The following is a 25059-nucleotide window of genomic DNA, read 5'->3' on the forward strand; positions in this document are numbered from 1 at the left end:
ATCCATCATTACAACTATGTTTTGAGCCAATGAATATCTAATCACTACATATTTATCACTACCGGAAGATATTGACGATCCCGAAGATGGCTACCCTTTGGTTAGTTTGAGTTGGCTGCTATTTCCTAAAAAGTATTCTAACGAAACTCTTGTCGAAGCTAACAAGAATTTGTTGATGTGGATTTTAACTAAGGGGCAAAGTTTTAATCGAGAGCTAGAGTACACGAAAATTCCCGAAGATGTAGCTAAAAAGGCGATCGAAACTGCCAATACTGAATTTAGAGTTCGTTTTTAAGGAACGAAATTTTAATCATTTAAACATCTGCTACACTCCTCTGTTTCCCGAAGCCCTGGGGTAAAGAGAGGCAGAGCCTCCGGATCTGCATTACCAGGCAGAGCCTGGTAACGAGCTAATCCTGGTAACGAGCAAAATTCTCTTTTCCCCCCTTTTTTAAGGAGGCTAGGGAGGATCGAATGATCACTATTTATGCCCCGGAGATCCCCCTAAATCACCCTTAATAAGGGGGACTTTGACAATTCTTTTGTCCCCCTTTTTTAAGGGGGAGTAGGGGGAAAGTTAAGGGAGGATCGGCTTTAAATGAACTGTGTTGTGTTATCTATTTTGTGTGTAAAAACAAGGAAAAATCATGAACAAATTGAATTTGCAATTGCCCCTGACTTCGATAATACTTGGTTGTAATTTGTTAGGATTGTCTCCGGTATTGGCACAAACCAGTCATACTGATACGACGGTACCGGTAATTCAAACAACTGCAAATTTGCCAGAGAAGACTGAGGCTACTGAGCAAGTTATTGGATTCGCAGACTATTCTGCTATGACGGTTACATCAACTGATGAAATTAACACGACTAACCAATCTCTGCATCCACCATCTGTAGCGATTTTCGACTCAAATAATGTTGGGGAAGCATCCCAAGACTTGTCGGTTAGTAATATTGAACTGTCGAATTTTAATTCAAATAATGTTGGGGAAGCATCCCAAGACTTGTCGGTTAGTAATATTAAGCTGTCGAATATCCCCCCAATTTCCTTGGGAAAGGAGGGGGGCGATATTCACCCTGTTTTGAACGGGAACAAAGCTGAGGAGGTTAAGGGCGATCGAGTTTTATCTCAGAAGTATGGGGAAGAATCTTTGAGTAATTCCGAGGTCATTTCCAGCACTGTGGAAAATTCTGTATCTTCGGGTAAGATATCTCCTGCAATAACCTCTGACGATACACCTCAAGTCGCAGAAATTCCCACTAACCAATTACAGCCGCCAACACTATACAGCCAACCACCAGATGCTATGGAGGAAGTTACCAGTGTCGAAGATTTGCGAGATGTGAGTCCTGGAGATTGGGCTTATGAGGCGCTGCGAAGCTTGGTAGAAAAGTATCGCTGCATTTCTGGTTCTGGAAAAGGTACTTTTGAGGGGAATCGTGTTATAACTCGTTATGAATTTGCTGCTGCATTAAATACTTGTTTGCTCAAGATTGGACGTACAATTTATAGCTTGAATAATACATTTTCTAATCGAGAAGAATTGGCAGTTGTCCAAAGGCTACAAGCAGACTTTGCTACAGAAATAAAAACCCTCACCACTAGACTAGATAATTTAGAACAGCGAGTAGCTTTGGCTAACGACAATCAGTTTAGCACTACTACAGTTCTCCGGGGGACTGTAGATTTTAATTTAATTAGTGCTTTTGGAGACAAAAAAGCTGTTGCTTCTGGAAAAAATCCCAGGGAAGATTTAAATGAAAACTCTACTTTATCGGGGAGAATAAATCTCAATTTCGATACAAGTTTTACAGGTAAAGACCGATTGCATACCAGCATTTCATCTGGTAATGTTAGCAATTTTGGTAGCAGTGTTACTGGAACAGATATGACTCGCCTGATTGGTGCGACTAACACTAACAATATTTTTAGGATAAGTTCGTTATTTTATGAGTTTCCGATCGGAGGTAATCGCGGTAAAGTTGCGATCGCACCTCTGGCTGATTTTCCGACTCGCATTTTTCCGGCGCTCAATCCTGTTACTTCAATTTCTAATTTTGGTGCTGAAAGTCCGATCTATTCATTTGCTTTTGGTACGGGTGCTGTAGTCTACTATAACTTTACCGATAAAATTGCCGCTGGTGTGAGTTATTTAACTACTTCTGGCAGCAATCCTGTTGAGGGACTATTTGGCGGTCAATATACTGCTTTGGGTCAGGTAACTTATACTCCATCGAATAAGTTGGCGATCGCTTTTACCTACGGTCACTACTACGCTCCAGAACCGGGTTCAACTGTTAATGTTACTGGGAGTAAGGGCAGCACATTTGCTCAGTTGCCTTTTGGAGGAAGTACGGCGACTTCTTCTAATGCTTTTGGCTTACAGTTTACTTACAAGGCGATGGATAAGTTGAGTTTAGGCGGTTGGGTTAGCTATTTTAATGCTCGGGCTGAGGGTTCGCCCCGCCTTAATGGTTTCGATGGTTCGCAGGGAGCTAATGCTGATATCTGGAGTTGGGCGCTTACTGCGGTAGTGCCGGATTTGGGTAAGTTGGGGAGTCAGTTAAATTTTGTGTTTGGTATGCCTCCGAAGGTGACAAGTAATGATGTTTATTCTCGTTTAGACCGGGATACTTCGCTGCATTTTGAGCTATCTTATCGCTATCCATTGACTGATAGAGTGTTTATTACTCCGGGAGTTTTATTGATTACTAATCCTGAGCATAATGCTGCTAATAGCAGTATTTGGGTTGGATTGTTGCGAACTACTTTTAAGTTTTAATTTAAAATCAGATCTCGTTGTCTGGAATTTACGGGGCCTGCTCAATCTTGACCTACACCGGGCTGTGACTGGGTGCGAGATTTTCTGCGGGCTAATGCAGGGGTGGAAAAGGGCGACACGCAACGAGAGTCGATGGTCATTAGTAGATAGTCATGGGCGATCGGGCTTCTGGGCACCAATCTGAGCTTCTAGTTGGGGAATAAATTGACCAATTTAGTATATTGACAAAAACCAATTTTTGTGTATTTTGGGGTTTTCAGCAATATAACTTTACACAAACATACCAACTTTATCTATTTCGCGTTGAGCTAAAGAACTCTATAGTACAAGATGTAGAGTGTAATTTTTTAAACTCATATCAAACCAGAGCAACCCAAAAATTCAAAAAATAGTCAAAGTTTTAGTGTGTTTGTTGTTCGCATAGATTATCCTGCATTTTTTGTCTTCCCATGCCGTCAATATACCAAGATGTTCAACACTTCCACAGGCTTTTACGTTTTAACTAAAATCAGATGTATATTTTGGTTGAAGGGGTGACAAAATATGCCAAAATACTAGTTCTTTAAAGAGTGCAAAGACACATAATTTATTCGCCAAAAAAGTAGGAAAAGTAAGAAAAGCCGGTTGAATATAAAAAAATTGCTTTATGTTTAAAAGATGATAAAGTTTAATATGTTATAATATACTATCGTTGATGACCAACCCAAACCGATAATTGGCTCACCTTCTAACTCATAGATTAAGAGAGAACACTATGCAGAATTTTCAAGACCTAACTCAACACGAAGTTGAAGCTCTCAAACACAAGTATAACTTTGCTGATGCCCATACTCATCAATCACAATCTCCTTCCCAACTAGAAATTATTAGAAAATTGCCAGAATTATGGCTTGAAGCCGAAAAAACTCAGCAAGAAACCTTAAATAATAAGTTTATAGACACTTTTTATCAAATGAGGGGTTTGTCAGCGGCCTTGAAACCCAACAATATCATGCTTTATTATGCCGCTTCAATTGCCACCATTCACATAGCCAACTATTTGTTGAAAAAACGCTTAAGTGTTAGTTTGATTGAACCTTGTTTTGATAATCTTTACGAAATATTGTCGCACCTTGCAATTCCTCTTTCTCCTTTAAAAGAAGAATTATTACACGATGCCGATAAGATTTATGAAAATCTCAAAACTCATGTCAAGAGTGATGCGATATTTATTGTAGACCCTAATAACCCAACAGGATTCACGCTGCTGGGTCAGAAAAACAAAAAGGCTTTTGAACATGTAGTTCAGTTTTGTAAAGACTATGACAAGATACTTATCGTGGATTACTGCTTTGCCAATTTTTTGATGAACGATGAGGAAATTGAACTTTATGATACTTATAAAGTATTAAAGGAATCAGGCATTAAATATATGGCTATTGAAGACACCGGAAAAACTTGGCCAATTCAGGATGCCAAAATAGCGATGCTGAAAGTCAGCGACAATCTTTATGAAGAAATGTATAGCATTTATACGGCTTATATTCTTAATGTATCTCCCTTCATTCTTAATTTCCTCACCGAATACCTACTAGATTCCCAAAAGTGCCAGTTTGATTCTACAAAAAATATCTTAAATACAAACCGAAAGATTTTAGAAGAAACGTTTCGAGGTACTATCTTGACACCGTACCCGCCAAAAGGTAAAGTAAGTGTTGCCTGGTGTGAAATTAAGGAACCCGATCTCAAGGCGACTGAACTGCAAAAAATTTTATACGAAGAGGGAGTCTACGTTTTACCAGGAACCTACTTTTTCTGGTACAATCATGACCGAGGAGAGAAATACATTAGAATAGCTCTAGCGCGAGATACTGATAATTTTACTGAGGGTATGTCTTTAATAAAGAACATACTAGACAGGCTAGATAAAAATTTCTCTGCTCAACGAGCCGCCGTGCAACACCTTTCACTATCCGGGGGGTAAACATGAGAAAATTAATCAAAAGGAGATTTTTAGAGTCCTAAAACTCATTTACTAACAAACAGAGATACCAGGTAAGGCAATGCAATGGAAGGGTGTAATGCCAGCTATCACGACTGGCTTTAAGAAAGATTTAACCCTTGATGGCTCCCATATAGCCAGACAGGTTAACTGGTTGGTGGATAATGGATGTACGGGTATTGTTGCTAATGGCACACTCGGTGAAGCCACATCGTTAAGTTTTGATGAAAAAATACAAGTTCTGCAAACTTGCATCGAAGCAGTAGGTTCGCGCGTACCTGTCGTTGCCGGAATCGGCGCGATGACTACAGCACAAGCAGTTACTCTGGCCCAAAAAGCAGCGTCTGTGGGCTGTAGCGGTTTAATGGTTTTGCCTCCCTATCTTTACAGCACAGATTGGCCGGAAATGAAAGCCCATATAGCTGCTATAATTGAGGCGACAGAGCTTCCTTGTATGTTATACAATGACCCAGTTGCCTACGGAACTGATTTTTTTCCAGAGCAGATTGCTGAACTTGCTAACGAGCATTCAAATCTTTGTGCTGTTAAGGAAGCAACAACGGACGTGCGTCGAATCACGGCTATCCGTGCGTTAGTTGGAGAGCGATTATCTATTGCTGTTGGCATGGATGATGTTTTGGTGGAAGGCATAGCAGCAGGAGCCATAGGTTGGGTGGCAGGAACTGCCAATGCTTTGCCTGCTGAATGCGTAACTCTTTTCAATTACGCCATACAAGGGGACTATGACCAAGCTTTTGAACTTTACAAGTGGATTATACCCTTAATGCGACTCAATGCTGTGCCTAAGTTTGTGCAGATGACTAAGTTGATGCAGTCGGTTGTTGGTTGGGGAAATACCACGGTACGTCCCCCACGATTAGAACTGGAAGGAACTGAACTTCAGACAGCTCTCAACATCATTAAAACAGCTTTGTCACAGCGGACAAAACTCTAAAAATCCAGCAATTAAAATGACCAAAAAAGACGTAAAAATGATAGAAGAAAATGTAGAATATCAACTGATTGAGGCCTTACAGCCCATTCGATATCACGTTTTAGCAACGCAAATTTATCATTTTTTTAACGAAGGTATTTACGATAAATTGTTGGAGAGCGACCATTCGGTTGAGTCTTTAGCCAAAGCTCTGAATTTAGATGAAAGGAAACTTCTGGGTTTTCTAAGGTATTTGGCTAATGAGGGGATTGTTGAATTCATTGATGAAAAAGTGCGACTAACTCACAAGTGCAAACAAATCAATGAATTCCGTGGGTGGTACACCCTGATGATAGGTGGATATGGTCGTACTTATCTTCAAATAGGCGAAAAACTCAAAGAAGGTAGTGGTTGGGCAGAGCGAGATGGCAGGCAGGTTGGAGTTGGTAGCTGTCAAATGAGCAAGTTCGATGCCATCCCTTTAGCTCGTTCCCTGATGTCAGCAATACCTAATGAGTGTAATTATCTTCTGGATGTAGGATGTGGTGAAGGACTTTTTCTGATTGAGTTTTGTCGAGCTTTCCCTCATCTCAAAGCTTGGGGGGTGGAACCTGACAAGGGAGGATATCTTGCAGCAACAGAAGCGGTTCGTAAAGCGGGATTAGAGGAGCGAATTATCCTGACCAATACTTCAGCTTTAGGACTGTTAGAATCTCCTTTCAAGCAGGAGCCAGACTTTTTGATTGTCAGCTATGTGTTACAGGAAGTTCTAGGTCAGGAAGGCGAAGCAGGAGTTATCAAATTTTTGACTGGAATTCTGGAGCGATTCCCTGATATTTACATTATCGTTATCGAGATTGAAGACTTAATTGAGAACAAGAAGATCATGGCTCATAATATGTCTCTTGCCTTCTACAACCCTTACTACTTATTGCACTACTTTACCAATCAAAGACTGGAAAAACAGGAGTTTTGGGAAAGACTATTTGAGGGTTGTCAGCTTGAGGTAAAAGCAAAAGACTTTGCCAATATTAACGTAGACTCGACCGACTTAACAGTTGGATATCTTTTGCATCGAAAACAAAAATAATAGTGATATGGCTTGATATGGGGTTGATTTATAAATTTGAATGTATGAAGCTGGCACGGGAGCAAGTGAAAGGCATAACTTTCTTCTCTACCCAGTCTAGCGATGAGACGGTATTGTTTGAGATTGCTCCACAAACTATCGATGACTTATTTTGCCATCATTTTCAAACCGATCAGCTATTAGTGGTGCGAGGAAGTATGGTAGTGGTGTGTTTACAAAACCGTCAGTATCATTACATATCAATGAGCGATCGCATCCCGCAAGTGGTAAAAATTCCTGCTGGCGTTCCCCATTTGGTGATTAATCTTAGTTCTCAGCCTTGCTGGGTAATCAATGCTCTCATTCGTCACGGCGTTTTTCATCCAAAGGATTACCAACCCTTGAAAAAACCCTTTCCCTTAGATATGGAGCAAGTCGAAACGCTACTCAATGAATGCAAACAAGCAGAATATTAAGGAGATTTACATATGTCACAATCAGATCATGAAAACCAACTAACAAAAACTGAGTATTTAAGGTTAAAGCGTGTTGAAGAATTTGTGAAAACAGGGTTTTCAACGCAATCACAGTGGCAAGATGCCTCAGCAATATATACAGAAGGTAAACTCTTAATCAACGGATATTTAGTAATGGAGGATTGGGAGACACCCTACATGAAAGAACTAGCAAGAGTAGCAACCAGCAATCAAGGAGTGGTTTTAGAAGTTGGTTTTGGTTTAGGGATTTCAGCCACCTACGTCCAAGCTTACCCAATCGAAAAACATATTGTTATCGAGGCTAATGCCGACGTGTTTAAAAAGTTACAGGAATTGGCACTCTTAGCAGAGAGAAAAGTGGAACCTCTATTTGGATTTTGGCAGGATGTGATTTCTGCAATTCCAGATCAAAGTGTGGACGGCATTTTATTTGACACTTATCCTCTCAATGAGGAAGAAGGTCGCTACCCCTATGCTATTCCCTTTTTTGAGTCGGCTTACCGCGTCCTTAAAAAAGGTGGGATATTTACTTATTTTTCTGCTGAAGTTAATGACTTTTCGCCTTACCACCTTGAAAAGCTTAAAGCTGCGGGATTTAACAATATACAAAAAAAGGTACTTTCTGTAAGCCCCCCCAAAGACTGCCCAGCTTGGGGTGATGATACTATAGTAGTACCGATTATTATAAAGTCATGAAATTACAGGCCGTCCTTTGAGGGCGGCTAGTCTACTGGGTAGTATATCTAAGGGAATTTCCCTGGATTTATCGCTAGCAAGTCTCTGAATTCAAGATAAATTAAAATCACTTGTCTATCTTACCTGAATTATGTCTCAAAATCGAGCCATTGAAAACAGTTTGAGCGAACCGGAAGATTATTGGCAGAAGCAGTTAGCTAGTGTTCTGCCCGTGTTAGAAATTCCCTTCAAGCGTTCAAGAGTATCCGTTCAATCGTTGAGAAGAATAAAAGAAACGATTAAGCTAGACGAGAAGCTAGGTTTAGAACTTAAGAAGTTTTGCCAGAGCGAGAATATACTTCTATTTATCGCGCTACTGGCTACATGGAAAATTCTTTTGCTGCGTTACACAGAGCAAGAAGACATCATTGTTGCTTCCGTCTGTGTCGATAGTCGCCGAGAGGGAAAAACAACAAGTCAGGAAACTTTTACCAATCCAATTGCGTTGCGGACAAGTCTAGCAGGCGAACTAACTGCTAAAGAACTTTTAATGCGAGTTGCCACAACAGTTGAAGATGCACTACAGAATCGAGATTACCCGTTTGAGAAGCTCGTTGAGAATTTAGGAGGAAATGAGGATTTAACTAAAGCGCCGATTTTTCAGGTGATGTTCGTACTGTGCAATGTACCATTTTGTATTTCAGAAACGCCGATACAAGAAGAGCATCTTGCGGATATTGAGGAACACATTGCTAAGTGCGATTTGGTTATTTTGGTAGCGGAGTCACAGGGAATTTTAACAGTAAGCTGCTCATACAACCCAGAGTTGTATGAGTCAGACTCGATTCAGCGGATGTTGGGGCATTTCAAGACTTTGCTTGCGGGTATCGTTGCCAATTCAGAGCAAGATATATCCACCTTGCCTGTGTTGACTGAAGCGGAACGGCATCAGCTTCTAGTGGAGTGGAACAACACCGATGCCGAGTACCCCCGCAATAAGTGTAGTCATCAGTTGGTGGAAGAGCAGGTAGAACGCACACCGGATGCAGTAGCGGTAGAGTTTGAAGAAGAACAGCTTACCTACCAGGAGCTCAATCGACGAGCAAATCAAGTGGCGCACTATCTGCGATCGCTCGGAGTAAAACCAGAAGTGCCAGTGGGTTTCTGCGTAGAGCGATCGGAAGCCAGAGTAATTGGATTATTGGGCATTTTCAAGTCTAATGGCGTGTATGTTCCCTTAGACCCCACCTATCCCGAAGAGCGCCTAGCTTATATGCTGTCAGATTCCTCTGTGCAAGTCCTGCTAACTACCCAGAAGACACTTCAGAGTTTACCACAGCTAGCGCTCACGGCTCAAGGGCGACAGATAGTTTATCTGGATCGAGAGTGGGAGGTTATCTCTCAACAGAACTCCGAGAATCCAGTCACTCAGGTTAAGCCTGACAACTTAGCTTATGTTACTTACACCTCCGGTTCTACAGGAAGACCCAAAGGGGTGGTGATGGAACATCGTGCTTTTTGCCATTACATCTGGTGGCAAGTGCATTCTTCAACTGTTTCCAGCAGCGCCAGAACACTGCAATTTGGTCCCCTCAGCTTTGATGTTTCCTTAGAGGAATGCTTCACTACTTGGAGTTCTGGTGGAATACTGGTGCTGGTGTCAGAGGAAGTCCGACGCAATCCTCTGGCTTTAGCCAGTTTTGTGGCAGAAAGAAGCATAGAAAGACTATTTCTTCCCTATGTCGCTTTACGGAATTTAGCAGAGGTGGTCAACAACGGCGGTCTAGTCCCCACCACCCTGCGCGAAATCATGGTTGCTGGCGAACAGTTGCAGATTACACCCGCCATTGCCTACTTATTCAAGCAAACAGGTGGCATTCTCTACAATCAATATGGGCTAAGCGAGAATTCGACAATTACGCAATTTATTTTGACTGGGGAAACAAGTAGTTGGCCAGCGCTTCCTCCTATCGGTTCTGCTGTCGCAAATGCCAAAGTTTATATACTGGATCGATTCCTTCAACCGGTTCCTATCGGCGTCAGGGGTGAGTTGTATGTTGGCGGTGAGTGGTTAGCCAGAGGCTATCTCAACCTGCCAGAGTTAACCTCAGAGAGGTTCATTTCCAACCCTTTCGGTTCCGGTCGCCTCTTGAGAACTCGCGATATCGCCCGCTACTTATCCGATGGTAATATTGAGTATCTGGGTCGTGCAGATAATTGGGTAAAAATTCGCGGTTTCAGCATTGAACTCGGTGAAATTGAAACCGTGATGGCACAACATCCCGCTGTAAAGGAAAGTGTAGTTGTACCGCGAGAAGACATCCCAGGTAACAAACGCTTGGTAGCCTATGTGGTACCCCACGAACATGCTGCCAGTATCTTAAATCTGGAAGCAGAGCAAGAACGAGTTTCTCTAAAGGAACAGCTAGCTAAAAAACTCGAACTGGCAGTGCGTAATTATTTAAGAGAACGTTTGCCCGACTACATGGTGCCAGCAGTTTTTGTTGCGATTGAAAAAATGCCCCTGACACCAAGCGGAAAGGTAAACCGTTTAGCACTGCCTGTCCCACACAAGTCTCGTTCGGAATTGGCAACAACTCTTGTTATGCCTAAATCCGAGATAGAGAAATTAATTGCCCAAGTTTGGATTGAAGTGCTTGAACTAGATGTTGTGGGAATTCACGACAACTTTTTTGAGTTAGGCGGTCATTCCTTACTCTTGACCCAAATTCATTACAAGTTAGCCGAAATGTTTGGGATGGAGCTATCAACAATGGCTCTGGTGCAATACCCAACAATACACGCTTTAGCCCAACACTTAAATCAGACAGACTTTAAACAATCTGCTGTTAACGTCGGCGAGCCAAACAATAGACTTACCCTCAAATCTATTGCAGAACAACAACGGCAGCACAGGCAAGGTAACTTGCCTCTGTCTTTGGCCCAGCAACAAATGTGGCTCTTGAGCCAGTTGGATCCAAATAACCCATCTTACAGCGAACTAGAAGCTCTGCGACTTAAAGGTTTTCTGAACGTCGTCGCCTTAGAGCAAAGCATCAACAAAATTATCCAACGTCACGAAGCCTTACGTACTAACTTCGTAACGGTTGACGGGCAACCCGTTCAGGTAATTGCTACTAGCTTGACTTTGAAAATGTCAGTAGTAGACTTGACAGCTCTACCATCAAGTGAAAGAGAAAACTCTGCCCAGCGATTAGCAACGGTACAAGCCCAGCAACCCTTTGACCTTACTACTGACCCTTTAATCCAAGCTACGTTGCTGAAGCTAACAGACACAGAACACATCTTGCTGCTAAAAATCCACCACATTGTCTGGGATGGTTGGTCAATGGGCGTGTTCGTCCGGGAGTTAGCAGCCTTCTACACATCCTTTTGCAATGACTTGTCTTTTGAAATCCCCTCACTACCAATTCAGTACGCCGACTTTGCTGTTTGGCAGTGGCAGTGGCTAACACCCCTAGTACTTGAGTCCCAACTAGCTTATTGGAAGCAACAACTTGAGGGTGCACCAGCTTTATTGGAACTGCCAACTGACCGAGTGCGACCTTCAATTCAAACATATAGAGGGGCACATCAAAGATTTGCTCTCTCTGTTGAGATCACAGAAGCGTTGATGAGTTTAAGTCAGCGGCAAAAAGTCACCTTGTTCATGACGTTATTGGCAGCGTTTAAAACATTGCTTTATCGTTATACAGGACAGACCGATATTATCGTAGGCACGCCTCACGCTAATCGCGATCGCCCCGAATTTGAGGGATTGATTGGATTTTTCGCCAATAGGCTGGTGTTACGCACTTGTTTGTCGGGAAATCCGAGTTTTGAGGATATACTCTCAAGAGTTCGGGATGTAGCGTTGGGAGCTTATGCCCATCAAGACCTACCGTTTAAAAAGTTAGTAGAGGAATTGCAGCCAGTGCGTGACTTGAGCTACACACCACTGGTACAAGTGATTTTTAACCTTAATGTGCCTATGCCCCAGATACAGATGGCAGGCTTAACGGTGAGTTCATTGGCTGTAGAAACTGCCACAGCGAAGTTTGATTTGATGCTGTTTTTAGAGAACACCGCCGCTGGACTAATTGGACAATGGGAATACAATACTGATCTGTTTGATGCCACCACCATCGCTCGCATGGCAGGACATTTCCAGACGTTACTGGAGGGAATTGTAGCTAATCCTCAACAGAAGGTTTCCTCTTTGTCTGTCCTCACAGAGCAAGAGCAGCATCAGCTATTAGTAGAGTGGAACAATACCACAAAAGAGGGGAGCTTCGATAAGTGTATCCATGAGTTATTTGAGGAACAGGTTACGAAATCGCCCGATGCCATTGCGGTGGTTTTTGAAGAAGAGCAGTTGACCTATTTCCAACTGAACCAACAAGCGAACTATCTGGCACATCACTTGAGAACTCTGGGTGTGGGACCAGAAGTGCTGGTGGGCATTTGCGTGGAACGCTCACTGGACATGGTAGTGAGCCTGCTGGGTATCCTCAAAGCTGGTGGAGCCTACCTACCCCTCGATCCGGCATTACCTAAAGAAAGTTTAGCCTTCCGATTGCAGGATGCTCAAGTACCGATCCTTTTGACGCAAAAGGGACTCCTCAAGCGTGAAGAGGCTCAAGTGCAGACTGTGTTGTACTTGGACGCAGACTGGGAACTAATTGCCCAAGAATCCGATGCGAATCCCAAGAGCGAAGTGATACCGAAAAACTTAGCCTACGTCCTCTATACCTCGGGTTCTACAGGTCAACCTAAAGGCGTTGCGATCGAGCACAGGCAAATCCTGAACTACCTGCACACCATCTTAGACAAACTGCAACTGCCAACAGGTGCCAGTTTCGCAACAGTTTCCACCTTCGCCGCCGACTTAGGCAACACCGCAATTTTTCCAGCGTTGTGTACGGGGGGTTGTCTGCATATCGTATCCCAAGAACTTTCCACTGACCCCAAAGCCCTAGCAGATTACTTTGGGCGTCATCCTATCGACTGTCTCAAAATTACCCCCGCCCACCTTGCTACCCTCTTGGCGTCTAATGCGTCCAACTCTATCCTGCCGCGTCAATGTCTAGTCTTAGGTGGTGAAGCAGCTAACTGGGATTTAATTGAAAAAATCCGGCAAGAAGCCCCGAACTGTCGGATTCTCAACCACTATGGACCGACAGAAACTACGGTTGGCGTACTTACCTATCCTGTCGAGAACAAGCCAGCCAGTTATAACTCTAAAACTGTTCCTATCGGTTGTCCCATTGCTAACACGCAAGTTTATATTCTCGACCGCCATCAGCAACCCGTTCCCATCGGTGTACTGGGTGAACTACACATTGGCGGTGCTTCCTTAGCGCGAGGCTACCTTAACGACCTGGACTTGACGACTGCAAAATTCATTTCCAACCCATTTAGCGATCAAACTGGTACCCGCCTCTACAAAACTGGAGACTTAGCCCGCTACCTAAGAGATGGCAACATCGAGTTTCTGGGTCGGATAGATAATCAGGTCAAAATTCGTGGCTTCCGCATCGAACTAGGAGAAATTGAAGCAGTCCTTAGTCAACACCCAGAGGTACGGGAGACAGTAGTTTTAGCAAGGGATGACCAACCAGATAACAAACGATTGGTAGCTTATGTTGTTCCCAACCATAAACCTCCCGCCACCCGTGAACTGCGGCACTTCCTCTTTCAAAAGCTCCCCGACTACATGGTGCCAGGAGCCTTTGTGATGCTTTCTTCTTTACCTCTTACCCCTAATGGTAAGATAGACCGTCGCGCGTTGAAGGCACCAGATACGGAACTAAGTGACTCAATCGGCTTTGTTCCCCCCCGTGACACAGTTGAACAGCAACTACAGCTTCTTTGGTCAGAGGTTTTGCAACTTCCCGCTGTTGGAGTGAAGGATAACTTCTTTGAATTAGGCGGTCATTCTCTTTTAGCCGTGCTCTTAATGGCTCGAATTTCGCGGCACTTTGGGAAAAATCTGCCCATAGCAACGCTCTTCTCTAGCCCGACTATCGAACAGCTAGGGAGTTGTCTTCGTTTGGAAACTAATTCTTTGCCCCCGTCTCCTTTGGTAGCAATTCAGTCTGGCAGCGACAAGCGACCTTTTTTCTTTGTGCCTGGAGTTGGTGGAAATGTAATGTACTTATATGAGCTGGCGCGTCATCTTGGCTCAAGCCAACCCTTCTACGGTCTCTCCGCACGGGGACTTGATGGGGAATCAGAGCCTTTTACACAGTTGGAAGAGATAGCCTCCTACTATATTGAAGCAATACAGACCGTTCAGCAAAAAGGTCCCTACCTGCTGGGTGGACATTCTTTTGGAGGTGTAGTTGCCTTTGAGATGGCGATGATGCTGCACAAACAGGGGCAAGATGTGGCTCTGCTTGCCATGATTGACTCTGTTGCCCCAATTGTTGGTCAGAAGTCGAAAGGTATTGATGAAGATGACGCGGCTTATCTGACTGAGTTTGCCAACTACATTGGATATATGTGCTCCAAGAACTTGGAGGTATCCCGAGCAACTCTAGCGAAGCTTACCCCTGTGGAACAATTGCACTATCTCAAAGAACGGTTGATCCGGGTCAACTTGTTGCCTCCTGATGCAGGAATAATGTCAGTTCGGGGTCTGGTGCAAGTATACATTGCATCCATGAAAGCTTATCGTATTTATTTGCCTTCGGGGATGCAACAGACTCCAATTACTCTTTTCCGTGCTAACGAGCTTGATGTATTTGAAAGTGATACAGAGGAGTTGGCACAGAGGCTAAAAGAACCTGCCTTGGGCTGGAACGACTTTTCTGCTACTATAGACATTCATGTGGTTCCAGGGAACCATATGACCATGATGCAACAGCCTCACGTACAGGTGCTAGCCACACAACTTCTCTCTTGCCTGGAGCAAGCACAGGCGTTTTCGTCTTAGTAATTGGTCTGTTAAGTAGAGGATTTTGGGGTAAAAAAGCAAGCTCCCTCATTTGAATAAAGAAGCTCAATCATTATGAAAATAGGAATTCTCGACTCGAATTACAATCTACCTTTACTGGTAGAACCTGACACAGAAGGTGAATCGTCTAATCTTGATAATCTCCTTTCCTGGTATAGAGATAGTGAACTTTTATCACACAAATTGCTGAAACACGGAGCAATTATTTTTCGAGGCTTTGGTGTAAACACTATCTTGGCTTTTGAAAAATTTGTGACATCGGTTTCAGGTAATTTAATGGATTATGTTGATGGAAATTCTCCCCGAACCAAAGTAGCTAATAGTATTTATACTTCAACCGAATATCCGGCTGAATACTTCATTAGTTTGCATAATGAGTTGTCCTACTCTAGCCACTGGCCAGAAAAACTCTATTTTTGCTGTATTACAGCTTCTAAGGAGGGCGGAGAAACACCGATTGCTGATAGTCGTCAAATCCTAAAAAGTCTTAACCCAAAGCTCGTTGAAAAATTCACACTTAAACAGGTGAAGTATATCCGCAATTTACATAGTGGTAATGGCATGGGAGTTTCCTGGCAAGATTCTTTTAAAACTTCAGATAAGTCGCTAGTAGAAGAGCATAATAGAAAAGCAGGCATAAATTTTGAGTGGAAGAAGGATGGTGGATTGCGATTAAGCCAGACTCGCCCTGCTATTGCAATTCATCCTCATACAGGCGAACAAGTTTGGTTTAATCAAGCCGAGCAATTTCATCCATCTAGTCTTCCTAAAAATATATACGAAGCTATGATGTTTTATTTTGAGGGTAACGAAGAAGAACTCCCTCAATATGCTTGTTTTGGTGATCATACTCCAATTGATGTTTCGATGCTAGATGAGATTAGAGAAACCATTTGTCAACAAACTGTTGTTTTTCCTTGGCAGGAGGGAGACGTACTACTCATAGATAATATGTTAGTTTGTCATGGACGAAGACCGTTTGTTGGTCCCCGGAAAATTTTGGTTTCTCTGTCACATTTTTGATCGCCTTTTGTCGCCCTACGAACACTGTTTTTATTAATGTATTGTAGTAGTATCTATTCGGGGAAGTGCTAAATGAATGAGCAAATATTAAAACAGCTAGTAGCGTCAGGAAAAGCGTCTATTATCTATGTTCATGGAACATGTAGGAGTGGGTCTACAATTGCTCAAGTTATTCTTTCAAGGTTTGCCGACCGAGCAATCCATCAACCATTTGCGGCTGTTTTAAAAGCTCAAGGTGGCAACAAGAGACCAAATAAGTTACCGTTAAATGCTGCTATTTATGAAGAAGCTTGCGGTATGATTGTTAATCAGATTATTGAGATTCTAAAACAAAAAAACCAGGCGACAATTCTGGTTAAAGAAGTTTCACCTCTTTTTGAACTACCTATTTGGGAGCGCTGGATTCAGATTCCAGAAAAGTTTCTGTTCACAATTCGGGAGCCACATTTACAGTATTTTTCGGGATTATCCCTGATGACTGATATGTATTTTCATGGCGATGGCGCATTACTCAGAAATCAGGAATTTGTATTAAAGAATGCACTCATTATAGAATCTTTAAATTTACAGAACCTCTCGCCAGATTGGGATGGGACAATTATTAGCGATAACGACAAGGAATGGGAAGCCTTAATCTCTCAGTGGAAGATCGTGCGCTCTTTTTTGGATGTAAATTTAAAAAAAATAGCAATAATGGATTTGAATATTATGAGAATGAATCCTTACTATGCTCTTGCAAAAATAATAGAAAAACTAGATATTGAAGTGGATGATATCGAGCCATGTATCAACAATTTAAATATACAGTCACAGTCAAAGATATTTGATTTACGAGACCCCAATAGAGAGGCAGTACGTAAAGCACGAAACAGTAAAGCAATAGACCCGCTGGTTAGGGGAGAAGATATAAGTCCGTATGCCTTTCCACCTCAGTCCCGAGAGCATATTTGGCGAGTCATTCCGATTTATCTCGATCTGCTCTACGCCCCGGAACAGGTAGCTATGCCATCATTAGAGCAGCTAGACGATTTTGTTGCACAAAGTGAAACATTAAAGTTGGAAGATACACACCCTTTTGAAGCTTATGCGATCGCCAACTTCCATCTGCACCAGAAAACTGCTCAACTCGAAAAAATTGTCCCATTAATCGAGCGAATTTTAAAGGGTAATACAAACACTTCTTCAAACTGGGAAAAAGAAAAGATAAACTCAGAGCGATTCAAAGGTTCTTTTGAGATAGTTGAGCAGTACTGGAATCAGCGGAATCAAGACAAGAATTGTTAGTCAAATATTTAGTCACGAAGTAAAGAGCAAGCACAGGCGCATTTGAATTAGCTCGACAAAACCTATCTTGGAAAATTGTTCAAAATTTAAGACCACCTGAATGGAGAAAAATAAAATGATGGCTCCACAGAACCGTATTTCCCAAATTAAAGCATCGGGAGGAAAATTTGCCATATTAGCGAATGGAGAGATGCACAGGCTACATTTACTGAGGAGAAGCTGGAAATATTTGACCGTCAACGTCCGTTCGAGTTAGGAGCAGATTTAGCAGGGCAAACGCATCTTGTCAATAAGAATACCTCAATCTCAATAAAGGCTCAATGAACTGCATTAATGTTTGCTTATTGACAAGATTTTAGGCTATCGCTTTGACTGGCAGAAAATCAATCAAACGATAAATTATAATTCTTTCATTTAGGCATGAATTAAAATTTTTGTCAAGACTAATTTAGATGCGTTTGCCCTGGGAGGTTGACCAACCTGGCATCAAATCCTCCTGCCAACAAATCAGCAAGCAAGTTTTGCTTGCTGATTAAAGGACAGTGTCTATATAGAAGAGTCCAATTTTTGCCTTTTTCATCGTATAGTCCCGTGCGTGGAATTTCAACCAGTCCAATTGTTGAATGCTTGTTATCTGCCATACTCGTTTATCTTGTGGAATGTGGTTTAAAAGAATGGGATTATCGTATCTCTAACTCTTTTGATGGCTTTTCATGATGTTGAAATAATATCATGGATTCTGCGTTCGCACTACTGAATGTGGTTTGGGGATTTAGAGCGATTGACCGTTGGGCTGCCAGTGGGCGATCGTGTCGGTTAGCTTTATTGTTGTGTGGCAATGCCCTTTTCCACATACCGTGTATTTTGGCAGCTTGACCCAAGATGTGCTATACCAGAGCATTGCCAAATTCTGTATCGATGTGTTAGGAAAGCAAATAAGCTACTATGAAAGCCTACGCCTTGTTGTGGTTATTTCTTTACAATGACAATTGTCACGGGGCTACCAGGAGTAAGGTAAGGATTATCTTTCCAAGTACTGTGAAAGGTTTTTTTGTCCTCACCACTATCAGTGAGATAGTAGATTTGGTATGTTCCCGTTTCTGTACGCTTTTTGGCATCTCGATCGGCAGCAAAGACTTCGAGCGTCAGTTGGGATGTATTGTCTCTTGCAATTACAGCCCCTGCATGGTACGGGTAAGTAGTAGTTTTGCTTAACGAAACAATTACATAAGCCTCTCCTACTATCGGATCGGCTTTCTCATTGGCGTAATTACCGAATGAATTTTTGTAATCTGTAGCTGCCTGAATATTTTCGTCTGTGGAATTGCCAAAATCTCGATCGAGCCGCTTCACCTTGCTACGAACAGTCCCCGGAATAGAAGGGGGATACTGATCGTTAATCAGATCTTCTGCAGTTTCCAGACAGTCTTTAAAGTATTTGTGTTCACTTTTTGCTAAGTAAAAGGTTGTTCTTTTCCCCGTGTCTGGCGGAGTGAATATCTTTTTGGTGTTTTTGTCAATTGTATGACCCCTAACACTCGCATTATCATTGCGAACATATAGCTTGCCATCATTATCAATGACAAAGTTGTATCCGTCAGTAAATTCAGGCATATCTTTCTCGCTCCTAGTGTATATTGGGTACTTCAAAAGTGAAAAAAGCTGGTAAATAAATGACGTTGCTGCCAATATTTACAGCCTCATATTTAAGAGTATTCAAAAAGCGACTTCTGAATTTTTTAACTGAGAGACTGTTTTTTCCAAGCTCAACCGCCCCACAAAACCCGACTTAAAATCCATAACCGTTTTTAACCTTAGCTTGCAACCGTTTCACCGCCTCTTGAACTAAACCGTGGTGCGATAGGATAACTGCTAGCTCAAAGCACTTCGATAAGCGATCGCACATTTTCTCCCTATGCCAAATTAAGCCAAGCGCGATCGCACAAAGCACTAACCTTCTTGCGATCGCACCTAAAAGAAACAGCGACCCTTTCTGATAATACACTGCTCTTGCCCCCAATCTGTTCAACGAAGGCAGCCCTCTTGAACTTTTCCCCAATTGCCAAATCCGCTGGCACCGGTGGAACCGCTAAATCCGTATCAGCACCCTTGATTGAAAATCTGACATTATTTATCAATTGGCAGCCGACCAAAATAGAATCGAGTTTAAGAAAACGTCTCATCTGCGCTCCTTTCTCAGTCGGCATCTCATGCCTGCAAAAATCTCACCTGAGATTGGCTAAAAATGGGATACTCTGCCTTTTCCATGCAAAAAGCCTTATGCTAGAACCTGTCCACCGAACGAAAAACTATTCTTCGCTAAGCTTGTCAGGTCTATAGACTTTTAGCTCTCTTGGGTAGCTACCAATCTTGATGTGGAAAGTTGTCGAGTAAGGAGTATGGGATGAAAGTCGAAAGATGAGCTAGCTAACGAACCCGACTAACCTAACATTTTGCAGGGAGGCTGTCAAAGAAAGTGTATTTATGTTAAGTAAATAAATATAAATTATTTCCTGAAGCTAAATAAATTCAAAATGCGGAAGCAGAAGTGCCGCAGGCGTATCGCGCAGCAAGCCTCTAGCTTATCCCCCACATTCTGCACCCCAACTGTCACCAAACTGCTCGCCGATGTTGGATGAAATTGCTTTTAGTTGAATATTTGCTAAACGGTGGTATTGCAGTTGCTGCGAGAATTTATGAGCCCAAATCCGGGTTAAATACCCCCTTTATTTTTTAGTTTCTAAAGTCTATCATTGGGTGCACTACCGACGATGGAGCTAAGTTAAAAGTGCCACGTCCCAAAAGTGCGAAGCAAGAACCCAATGCCGATCAGCGTTTAAAAAAAACATTGCCCCAGCCCTGTTGACCTATCAACGATTGTTTGGTTCGGGACAACGGTTACGTTACTTGTGTCAAGACGAGACTCGCTTAAACATAATAGTTTTGTGCAGTTCTTTCTGGAGGCGCAGCAATTCATCCTGCATTTCCCGGCGAATCATGGGATCGAGGGCGCTGAATGGCTCATCCATGAGTAAAATCTCTGCATCTGTCGCCAAAGCACGCGCTAAACCCACCCGTTGCTGCATCCCACCACTCAGCGAGTCGGGCAAATAATCCGCCCATTGCGCTAAACCCACCGCTTCTAAAGTTGAGAGAGCTTTTTGGCGACGTTGGCGAGTATCAATCCCCCGTACCTTCAAACCATACTCTACATTCTCAGCAACAGTTTTGTGGGGAAACAACCCAAATCCCTGAAACACCATCGACACTTTTGTCAGGCGAATCTCTCGCATCCGTTTCTCATTAACGTGGGCAACATCTTCACCATCAATGTAAATATGTCCGCTGGTGGGATTAATCAAACGGTTGATGCAGCGAACCAAGGTAGATTTTCCCGAACCGGATAACCCCATCACCACAAACAATTCCCCTGGATTAACCGCCATAGATACATCGGCAATGCCGAGCACATTCAGAGTTGCTTGCAAGATATCATCTTTAGACTTGCCTTCTCGAAACAGTTTGAGAGCAGCATGAGGTTTTTTCCCATAAATTTTGATGAGATGTTCGATGCAAATTTTGGGTTTGGGATTGGTCATTGCCTGACTGCGGCCATAACTAAATAACTTGTTCTGAGACCTTAAATATCAGTCTTGGACGCATTCCGCCTCCAAGAAACCGGGTTTTTTAGGGAATCTGCGGGCGACAACGAAGTATTGTTGTATGTAAAAAAACCCGGTTTTTAGTCCCCGATGTGTAAGTCCTAAATAGTATGTCAGCCATTAAAGACTTGAAAAACCCAAATGTTACGGCCAACAAAGTCTCTACCTAAAGGTGGCAGTGCTATTGAGGGCATAGTTGAAACTTTTCATGCCGATGAATTTACCGGCACAGCTTTGCTATCTGTACCAATACCGATTTCTCCAAGTCGCAGTTTGGAACCGATGCTAAGGCTAGCGTACAGTTTTGGAGCGGGCATTGGTGAAATGTAGAGAGGAGAGTCTAGCGGCAAACAATCACTAGGATTTGTTGGTTCGCTTTGTGTGACAGGGGGTTTTAAATTATGTTCTGCTTTTGTACGATCGCAATAATTTTGGCACTTCTGCAGCGCTCTCTCTAGCTGCGAGCTTTTTTGAGTTACCACATAGGGGCGATCGCAAAGCAGTGGTAATTGTTCGCTATCCTCTGAGTATGAAGCCTCTACTAAATCAGTGGCAACTGGTAACTGATTGGTAGTAGGAGTTAGTGGTGTATCTATTATTTCTTCTAACTCTAAGGTAACAGATAACTGGTCGCTAGCCACTGTTTCACCTGTCCGGGAAAGCAGGTATTGCTTGAGGACTAAAAGCAGATTTTTTTTCGTCACTCTCTCTTCTATTGCTTTGGAAAGAGCCTGCCACAATTGGGAGCCAATATTCTTAATGTGAGCGATACTATAGGCACAATCGGGGGCCATTTCGTTATAACTGCGTCCCAGCCATGATTGAGACAGGATGAAACGCTCCAGGGAACTTAGTTGCCTTGAGAGCAGACCTTGTTCTACAGTGTCCATAACTTCGCCAACATTCATGTATAGACTCCATTTAAAGTATGCACGCAGTTAGGAAGGCTCTAGATTCTGATGCATCCAAAACAGGTGGTTGATACAAGAAGACTTTGATGCAGATAGCAGAGGCCCGAGGACTTGGGCTGAATTACTGTCGGCGCGCACCAAAAAACTTCACTATTAGACATCTCCCATAATTCTTGTGGAGCAGGCCGGATGACTGCTCTTTACAGGCTTTTTGGGATATGTCTATTGATTATTCAGTTTTTTGACCCAATGGGAAATAGATAAAGTTGGTATGTTTGTGTAAAGTTATATTGCTATAAAGCCCTAATTGCACAATTTGTGAATTCTGTCAATATACTAAATTGGTCAGTTTATTCTCCAACTCGAAGCTGAGGTTGGTTTCCAGAGGGGCGATGCTCTTAATCAATATTGACTGTGAGGCGATCGAGAATTTCGCTCTTGTGTGTGACGCTCATTGAGATATCGCCCCTTTGCATAAACAATACTTCTGAGGCGATCGCGAGCTTGATTTTCCAACCCTATCATCAAACACAGATGCGATCGCACCTTCTCACCCTCAAACCAAATTCCTACGGGATTGTGCTTATAACTTCATGAAAAGGCGTGAGCGTAGTGAGCCAGAGACCTACCGTTTCCCTAGTTCCTGAACCAAACCCATAATTGCCACCAATTTCAGTTGGACTCCCAGTTGGTTTTTGGGAAATTTCGTCTCTCGTTCTTTCTCCTACCTATCGGTAGTAAGAGAGGAAAGATTCATTCTTAGAGTGACCAATGCCTCCCAATTATATCAACCTTCTTTCCCAACTAATAGCCAGACCTGACTTTCACCAAAATAACTTCCCCGAAATAAGCCACTTGCAGCCAACTGCAACAGCCGATTTGTGTGAATTTTTAGGCGAAGAGGTTATTTATCAGACAATCGCGACTGCTACAACTCCTAAACTCTACAAAATTCCTCAAGACTTGCCGCCTTCAATAATTTCTGCTTTGCACCGCCAAGGCATTCAACAGCTTTATTCGCACCAAATTAAAACACTCAAAGCCGTGCGCCAGGGCAAAGATGTCATCCTCAGCACAGCAACAGCTTCTGGCAAATCTTTAAGTGCATACTTGCCTATTTTAGAGGGCATTCTCCAACATCAATTTACTGCACTCTCTATTTATGGCTTGAAAGCTTTAACAGCCGATCAAAGTCAAAAACTTGCCGATTTGCTCGAACTAATTCCTGAGCCGGCGCGCCCACGCCTTGCTCTTCTAACTGGCGATACTCCTCCCAAAACCAGAGAACAATTATTGGCTACAAATCCTAGCATAATCAGCGCAACACCAGAGTTGATTCACTATGCGCTGAAAGGGGTTCACTGGAGTCAGCCTTGGCAGCATTTTTTAAGTCGCCTCCGCTATATTGTCCTAGATGAAGCTCACACTTTTAACGGAGTTTACGGAGCTAACATGGCTAGCTTAATTCGCCGCTTAAAATTGGCAGTAGACGAGCGCGGAGGTTGTTCTCAAAAACTGCAATTCTTGATGTTGAGTGCTACCGTGGGCAATCCCGTTCAATTAGCGAAGTTACTATCTGGTAGAAGTCGAAAGCGAAATATCAATAAATCAGAGCGGTTAGTTTGGATTAACTCTAGCGGAGCTGCTGTCCCAGAACGACAATTAATTGTTACTAAACCGAGTCATGATGCTAATTCCGATGTTGCTCGCATCATTATGTTTTTGTTGCAGCAAGGGCAAAGCGGAATTTGCTTCGGTAACGGCAGACAAGCAATTAAGAACTTGTGGGCCACTTTTAAGCAAGAAGCTGTAACTCAAACTAACTCTGGAATTGAGTCCGGCGTAGCAATTTTTTACGGCAGTTTAACAAGCGAGCGTCGCAGGGAAATTATTAACTCTTTGCAGTCAGGAACAGTTAAGTGTATCCTCAGCACTAGCGCTCTCGAAGTGGGTATTGATTTACCTCAACTTGACTTTGCTATTATTAGGGGATGGCCGGGCAGCTTGCAAGCTTTCAGGCAGAGGGCTGGCCGGGCCGGCCGGACAAAATCAGGTTTAATTGTCTTCATTCCCATTGCACAATCGCCTTTAGATAACTACTTTGCTGAACGCCCTGAATTGTTACTTTCTGCCGAATCTGAAGTGGTGAGCTTTAATGCCAATTATCCCATAGATATTGCCAAACATTTGATGTGCGCTGCTGTCGAAACAGGCATTCCTGTCAATAAGCTCAAGCACTACTTTGGCAAGAGCGCTCATATAATTGCAACGGCTTTAATTGAGCAAGGTGTTCTTCACAGAAGCCGGGATAAATTATGGGCTAAAGGCTTTCCGCATAAAGATGTAAACTTTCGAGGGGGAACTGGTGCTAGCACGATACAACTGGTCGATGCGGATACTCAAGAAGAGATTGAAATTCTCAGTGCGGAGATTGCTTATCGAGAAGTATTTCCGGGTGCTATTTACCGCACGCAAAACTCAGACGGCTGTTTGGTGACTTATACTTCGCGTTCGCTCTTGAATGGCCAAGCTATTTTGCAAAACATCCCTGAAACTCGACTGTTTACTGTAGCGATTAGCCGTACTGATACCAGCCTCAAGCAGAATTTGAGTTTGCCTCAACAAATCCCGTTGGTTATTCCAGAAGTTGAAGGAAATGTACAAAACAATTCAACGGATAGTAATGCAATTCCCGCTCAAGCTATTCTGGAACTGGCTTGGGGGGAAATTAGCCAACTTGTCACTGGTTATCAATTATTGACTCGCAATTACGAGTTAACTTGTCTCAATAGAAAATGCGTCAATTACCGAGAGCCTTTATCAAAATGTACTGCCTGTCCTGTTTGTGGCAAGAGAACTCGCTCGGCTGAGCTAACATCGGTTCTTAATGAGGTAAACTTTGAGCAACCTTACGAAATCAAATTTACGACTCCTGTACTGCAAATTAGTTTGAATTCCCCGGTTCAATGTTACCTGCAACACGTAGTAACAGCTACTCGCCAGGAATTGCTTCAGTCTCAACAGCCGATTCCTCCCGGATATCAGCAGTTGTGGGAGTACCCCGCGAATTTGTTGGCTATTCACAGTTTTGGTCATCAAATTTTAGCAGCTTTACCTCTGACTATTTTGGCTTCAGCTAATGATGTAAATTTGTATCCGCTCAATAAGTTGCGGTAAATCTTAATTTTTCGACAGTGTATAACTTATTTGATTCTACAAATATCTTAATTCAGCCACAAAAATCACGCATTTACTGCTTGACCGCTAAATTTTGATTTA

15 protein-coding genes are annotated in these 25059 nt (G+C 42.8%); 12 read left to right on the forward strand and 3 right to left on the reverse strand.

The genetic code is table 11. The features are described from left to right. Positions 1–97 precede the first annotated feature (97 nt). The 10 genes from K4039_RS23750 (at position 98) to K4039_RS23795 (ending at position 17207) form a co-directional block, all read left to right on the forward strand. Positions 98–295, forward strand: a complete 198-nt coding sequence (locus K4039_RS23750; protein WP_265238979.1) for a hypothetical protein — start codon at positions 98–100, stop codon at positions 293–295. 352 nt (positions 296–647) lie between these two features. Continuing rightward, on the forward strand, positions 648–2786 hold the full coding sequence (locus tag K4039_RS23755) for an iron uptake porin (RefSeq protein WP_265238980.1): 2139 nt from the start codon (positions 648–650) through the stop codon (positions 2784–2786). Between the two features lie 754 nt (positions 2787–3540). Then, positions 3541–4749: a pyridoxal phosphate-dependent aminotransferase gene (locus K4039_RS23760; protein ID WP_265238981.1), complete on the forward strand. Its 1209-nt coding sequence runs from the start codon at positions 3541–3543 to the stop codon at positions 4747–4749. Between the two features lie 97 nt (positions 4750–4846). After that, positions 4847–5722 carry a dihydrodipicolinate synthase family protein gene (locus tag K4039_RS23765; protein WP_265238982.1) on the forward strand — a complete coding sequence of 292 codons (876 nt, stop codon included), beginning with the start codon at positions 4847–4849 and terminating at the stop codon, positions 5720–5722. A gap of 16 nt (positions 5723–5738) precedes the next feature. Then, positions 5739–6791, forward strand: coding sequence for a 2-ketoarginine methyltransferase (locus K4039_RS23770; RefSeq protein ID WP_265238983.1), 1053 nt, complete (start codon positions 5739–5741; stop codon positions 6789–6791). A gap of 44 nt (positions 6792–6835) precedes the next feature. Beyond that, a complete protein-coding gene (locus K4039_RS23775) occupies positions 6836–7246 on the forward strand; it encodes a dTDP-4-dehydrorhamnose 3,5-epimerase (RefSeq protein ID WP_265238984.1) in 411 nt (136 codons plus the stop codon). A gap of 12 nt (positions 7247–7258) precedes the next feature. Further along, the gene (locus K4039_RS23780) at positions 7259–7963 is read left to right on the forward strand and encodes a class I SAM-dependent methyltransferase (protein ID WP_265238985.1); all 705 of its coding nucleotides are present in this window, start codon (positions 7259–7261) and stop codon (positions 7961–7963) included. A 130-nt stretch (positions 7964–8093) separates the two neighbouring features. Then, positions 8094–14879 (forward strand): non-ribosomal peptide synthetase, encoded by a 6786-nt coding sequence (locus K4039_RS23785; RefSeq protein ID WP_265238986.1) that lies wholly within the window; start codon positions 8094–8096, stop codon positions 14877–14879. Between the two features lie 75 nt (positions 14880–14954). Next, complete coding sequence (locus K4039_RS23790) at positions 14955–15923, forward strand: TauD/TfdA family dioxygenase (RefSeq protein WP_265238987.1); 969 nt, start codon at positions 14955–14957, stop codon at positions 15921–15923. 72 nt (positions 15924–15995) lie between these two features. Further along, positions 15996–17207 carry a hypothetical protein gene (locus K4039_RS23795; RefSeq protein WP_265238988.1) on the forward strand — a complete coding sequence of 404 codons (1212 nt, stop codon included), beginning with the start codon at positions 15996–15998 and terminating at the stop codon, positions 17205–17207. A gap of 969 nt (positions 17208–18176) precedes the next feature. Here K4039_RS23795 and K4039_RS23800 read toward each other — a convergent pair. From K4039_RS23800 to K4039_RS23810, 3 genes are all read right to left on the reverse strand, one after another. Beyond that, positions 18177–18821, reverse strand: a complete 645-nt coding sequence (locus K4039_RS23800; protein WP_265238989.1) for a hypothetical protein — start codon at positions 18819–18821, stop codon at positions 18177–18179. A 175-nt stretch (positions 18822–18996) separates the two neighbouring features. Continuing rightward, positions 18997–19212: a hypothetical protein gene (locus K4039_RS23805; RefSeq protein ID WP_265238990.1), complete on the reverse strand. Its 216-nt coding sequence runs from the start codon at positions 19210–19212 to the stop codon at positions 18997–18999. A 907-nt stretch (positions 19213–20119) separates the two neighbouring features. Further along, positions 20120–20806: an ATP-binding cassette domain-containing protein gene (locus K4039_RS23810; protein ID WP_265238991.1), complete on the reverse strand. Its 687-nt coding sequence runs from the start codon at positions 20804–20806 to the stop codon at positions 20120–20122. Positions 20807–21010: 204 nt separating this feature from the next. Here K4039_RS23810 and K4039_RS30010 point away from each other — a divergent pair, with 204 nt between their 5' ends. Continuing rightward, a complete protein-coding gene (locus K4039_RS30010) occupies positions 21011–21199 on the forward strand; it encodes a SpvB/TcaC N-terminal domain-containing protein (RefSeq protein ID WP_375339826.1) in 189 nt (62 codons plus the stop codon). Between the two features lie 1352 nt (positions 21200–22551). Beyond that, positions 22552–24957: a DEAD/DEAH box helicase gene (locus tag K4039_RS23820; protein ID WP_265238993.1), complete on the forward strand. Its 2406-nt coding sequence runs from the start codon at positions 22552–22554 to the stop codon at positions 24955–24957. The last annotated feature ends 102 nt before the right edge of the window (positions 24958–25059 follow it).

The organism is Lyngbya sp. CCAP 1446/10 (assembly GCF_026130175.1).
Taxonomy (GTDB): domain Bacteria; phylum Cyanobacteriota; class Cyanobacteriia; order Cyanobacteriales; family Microcoleaceae; genus Microcoleus.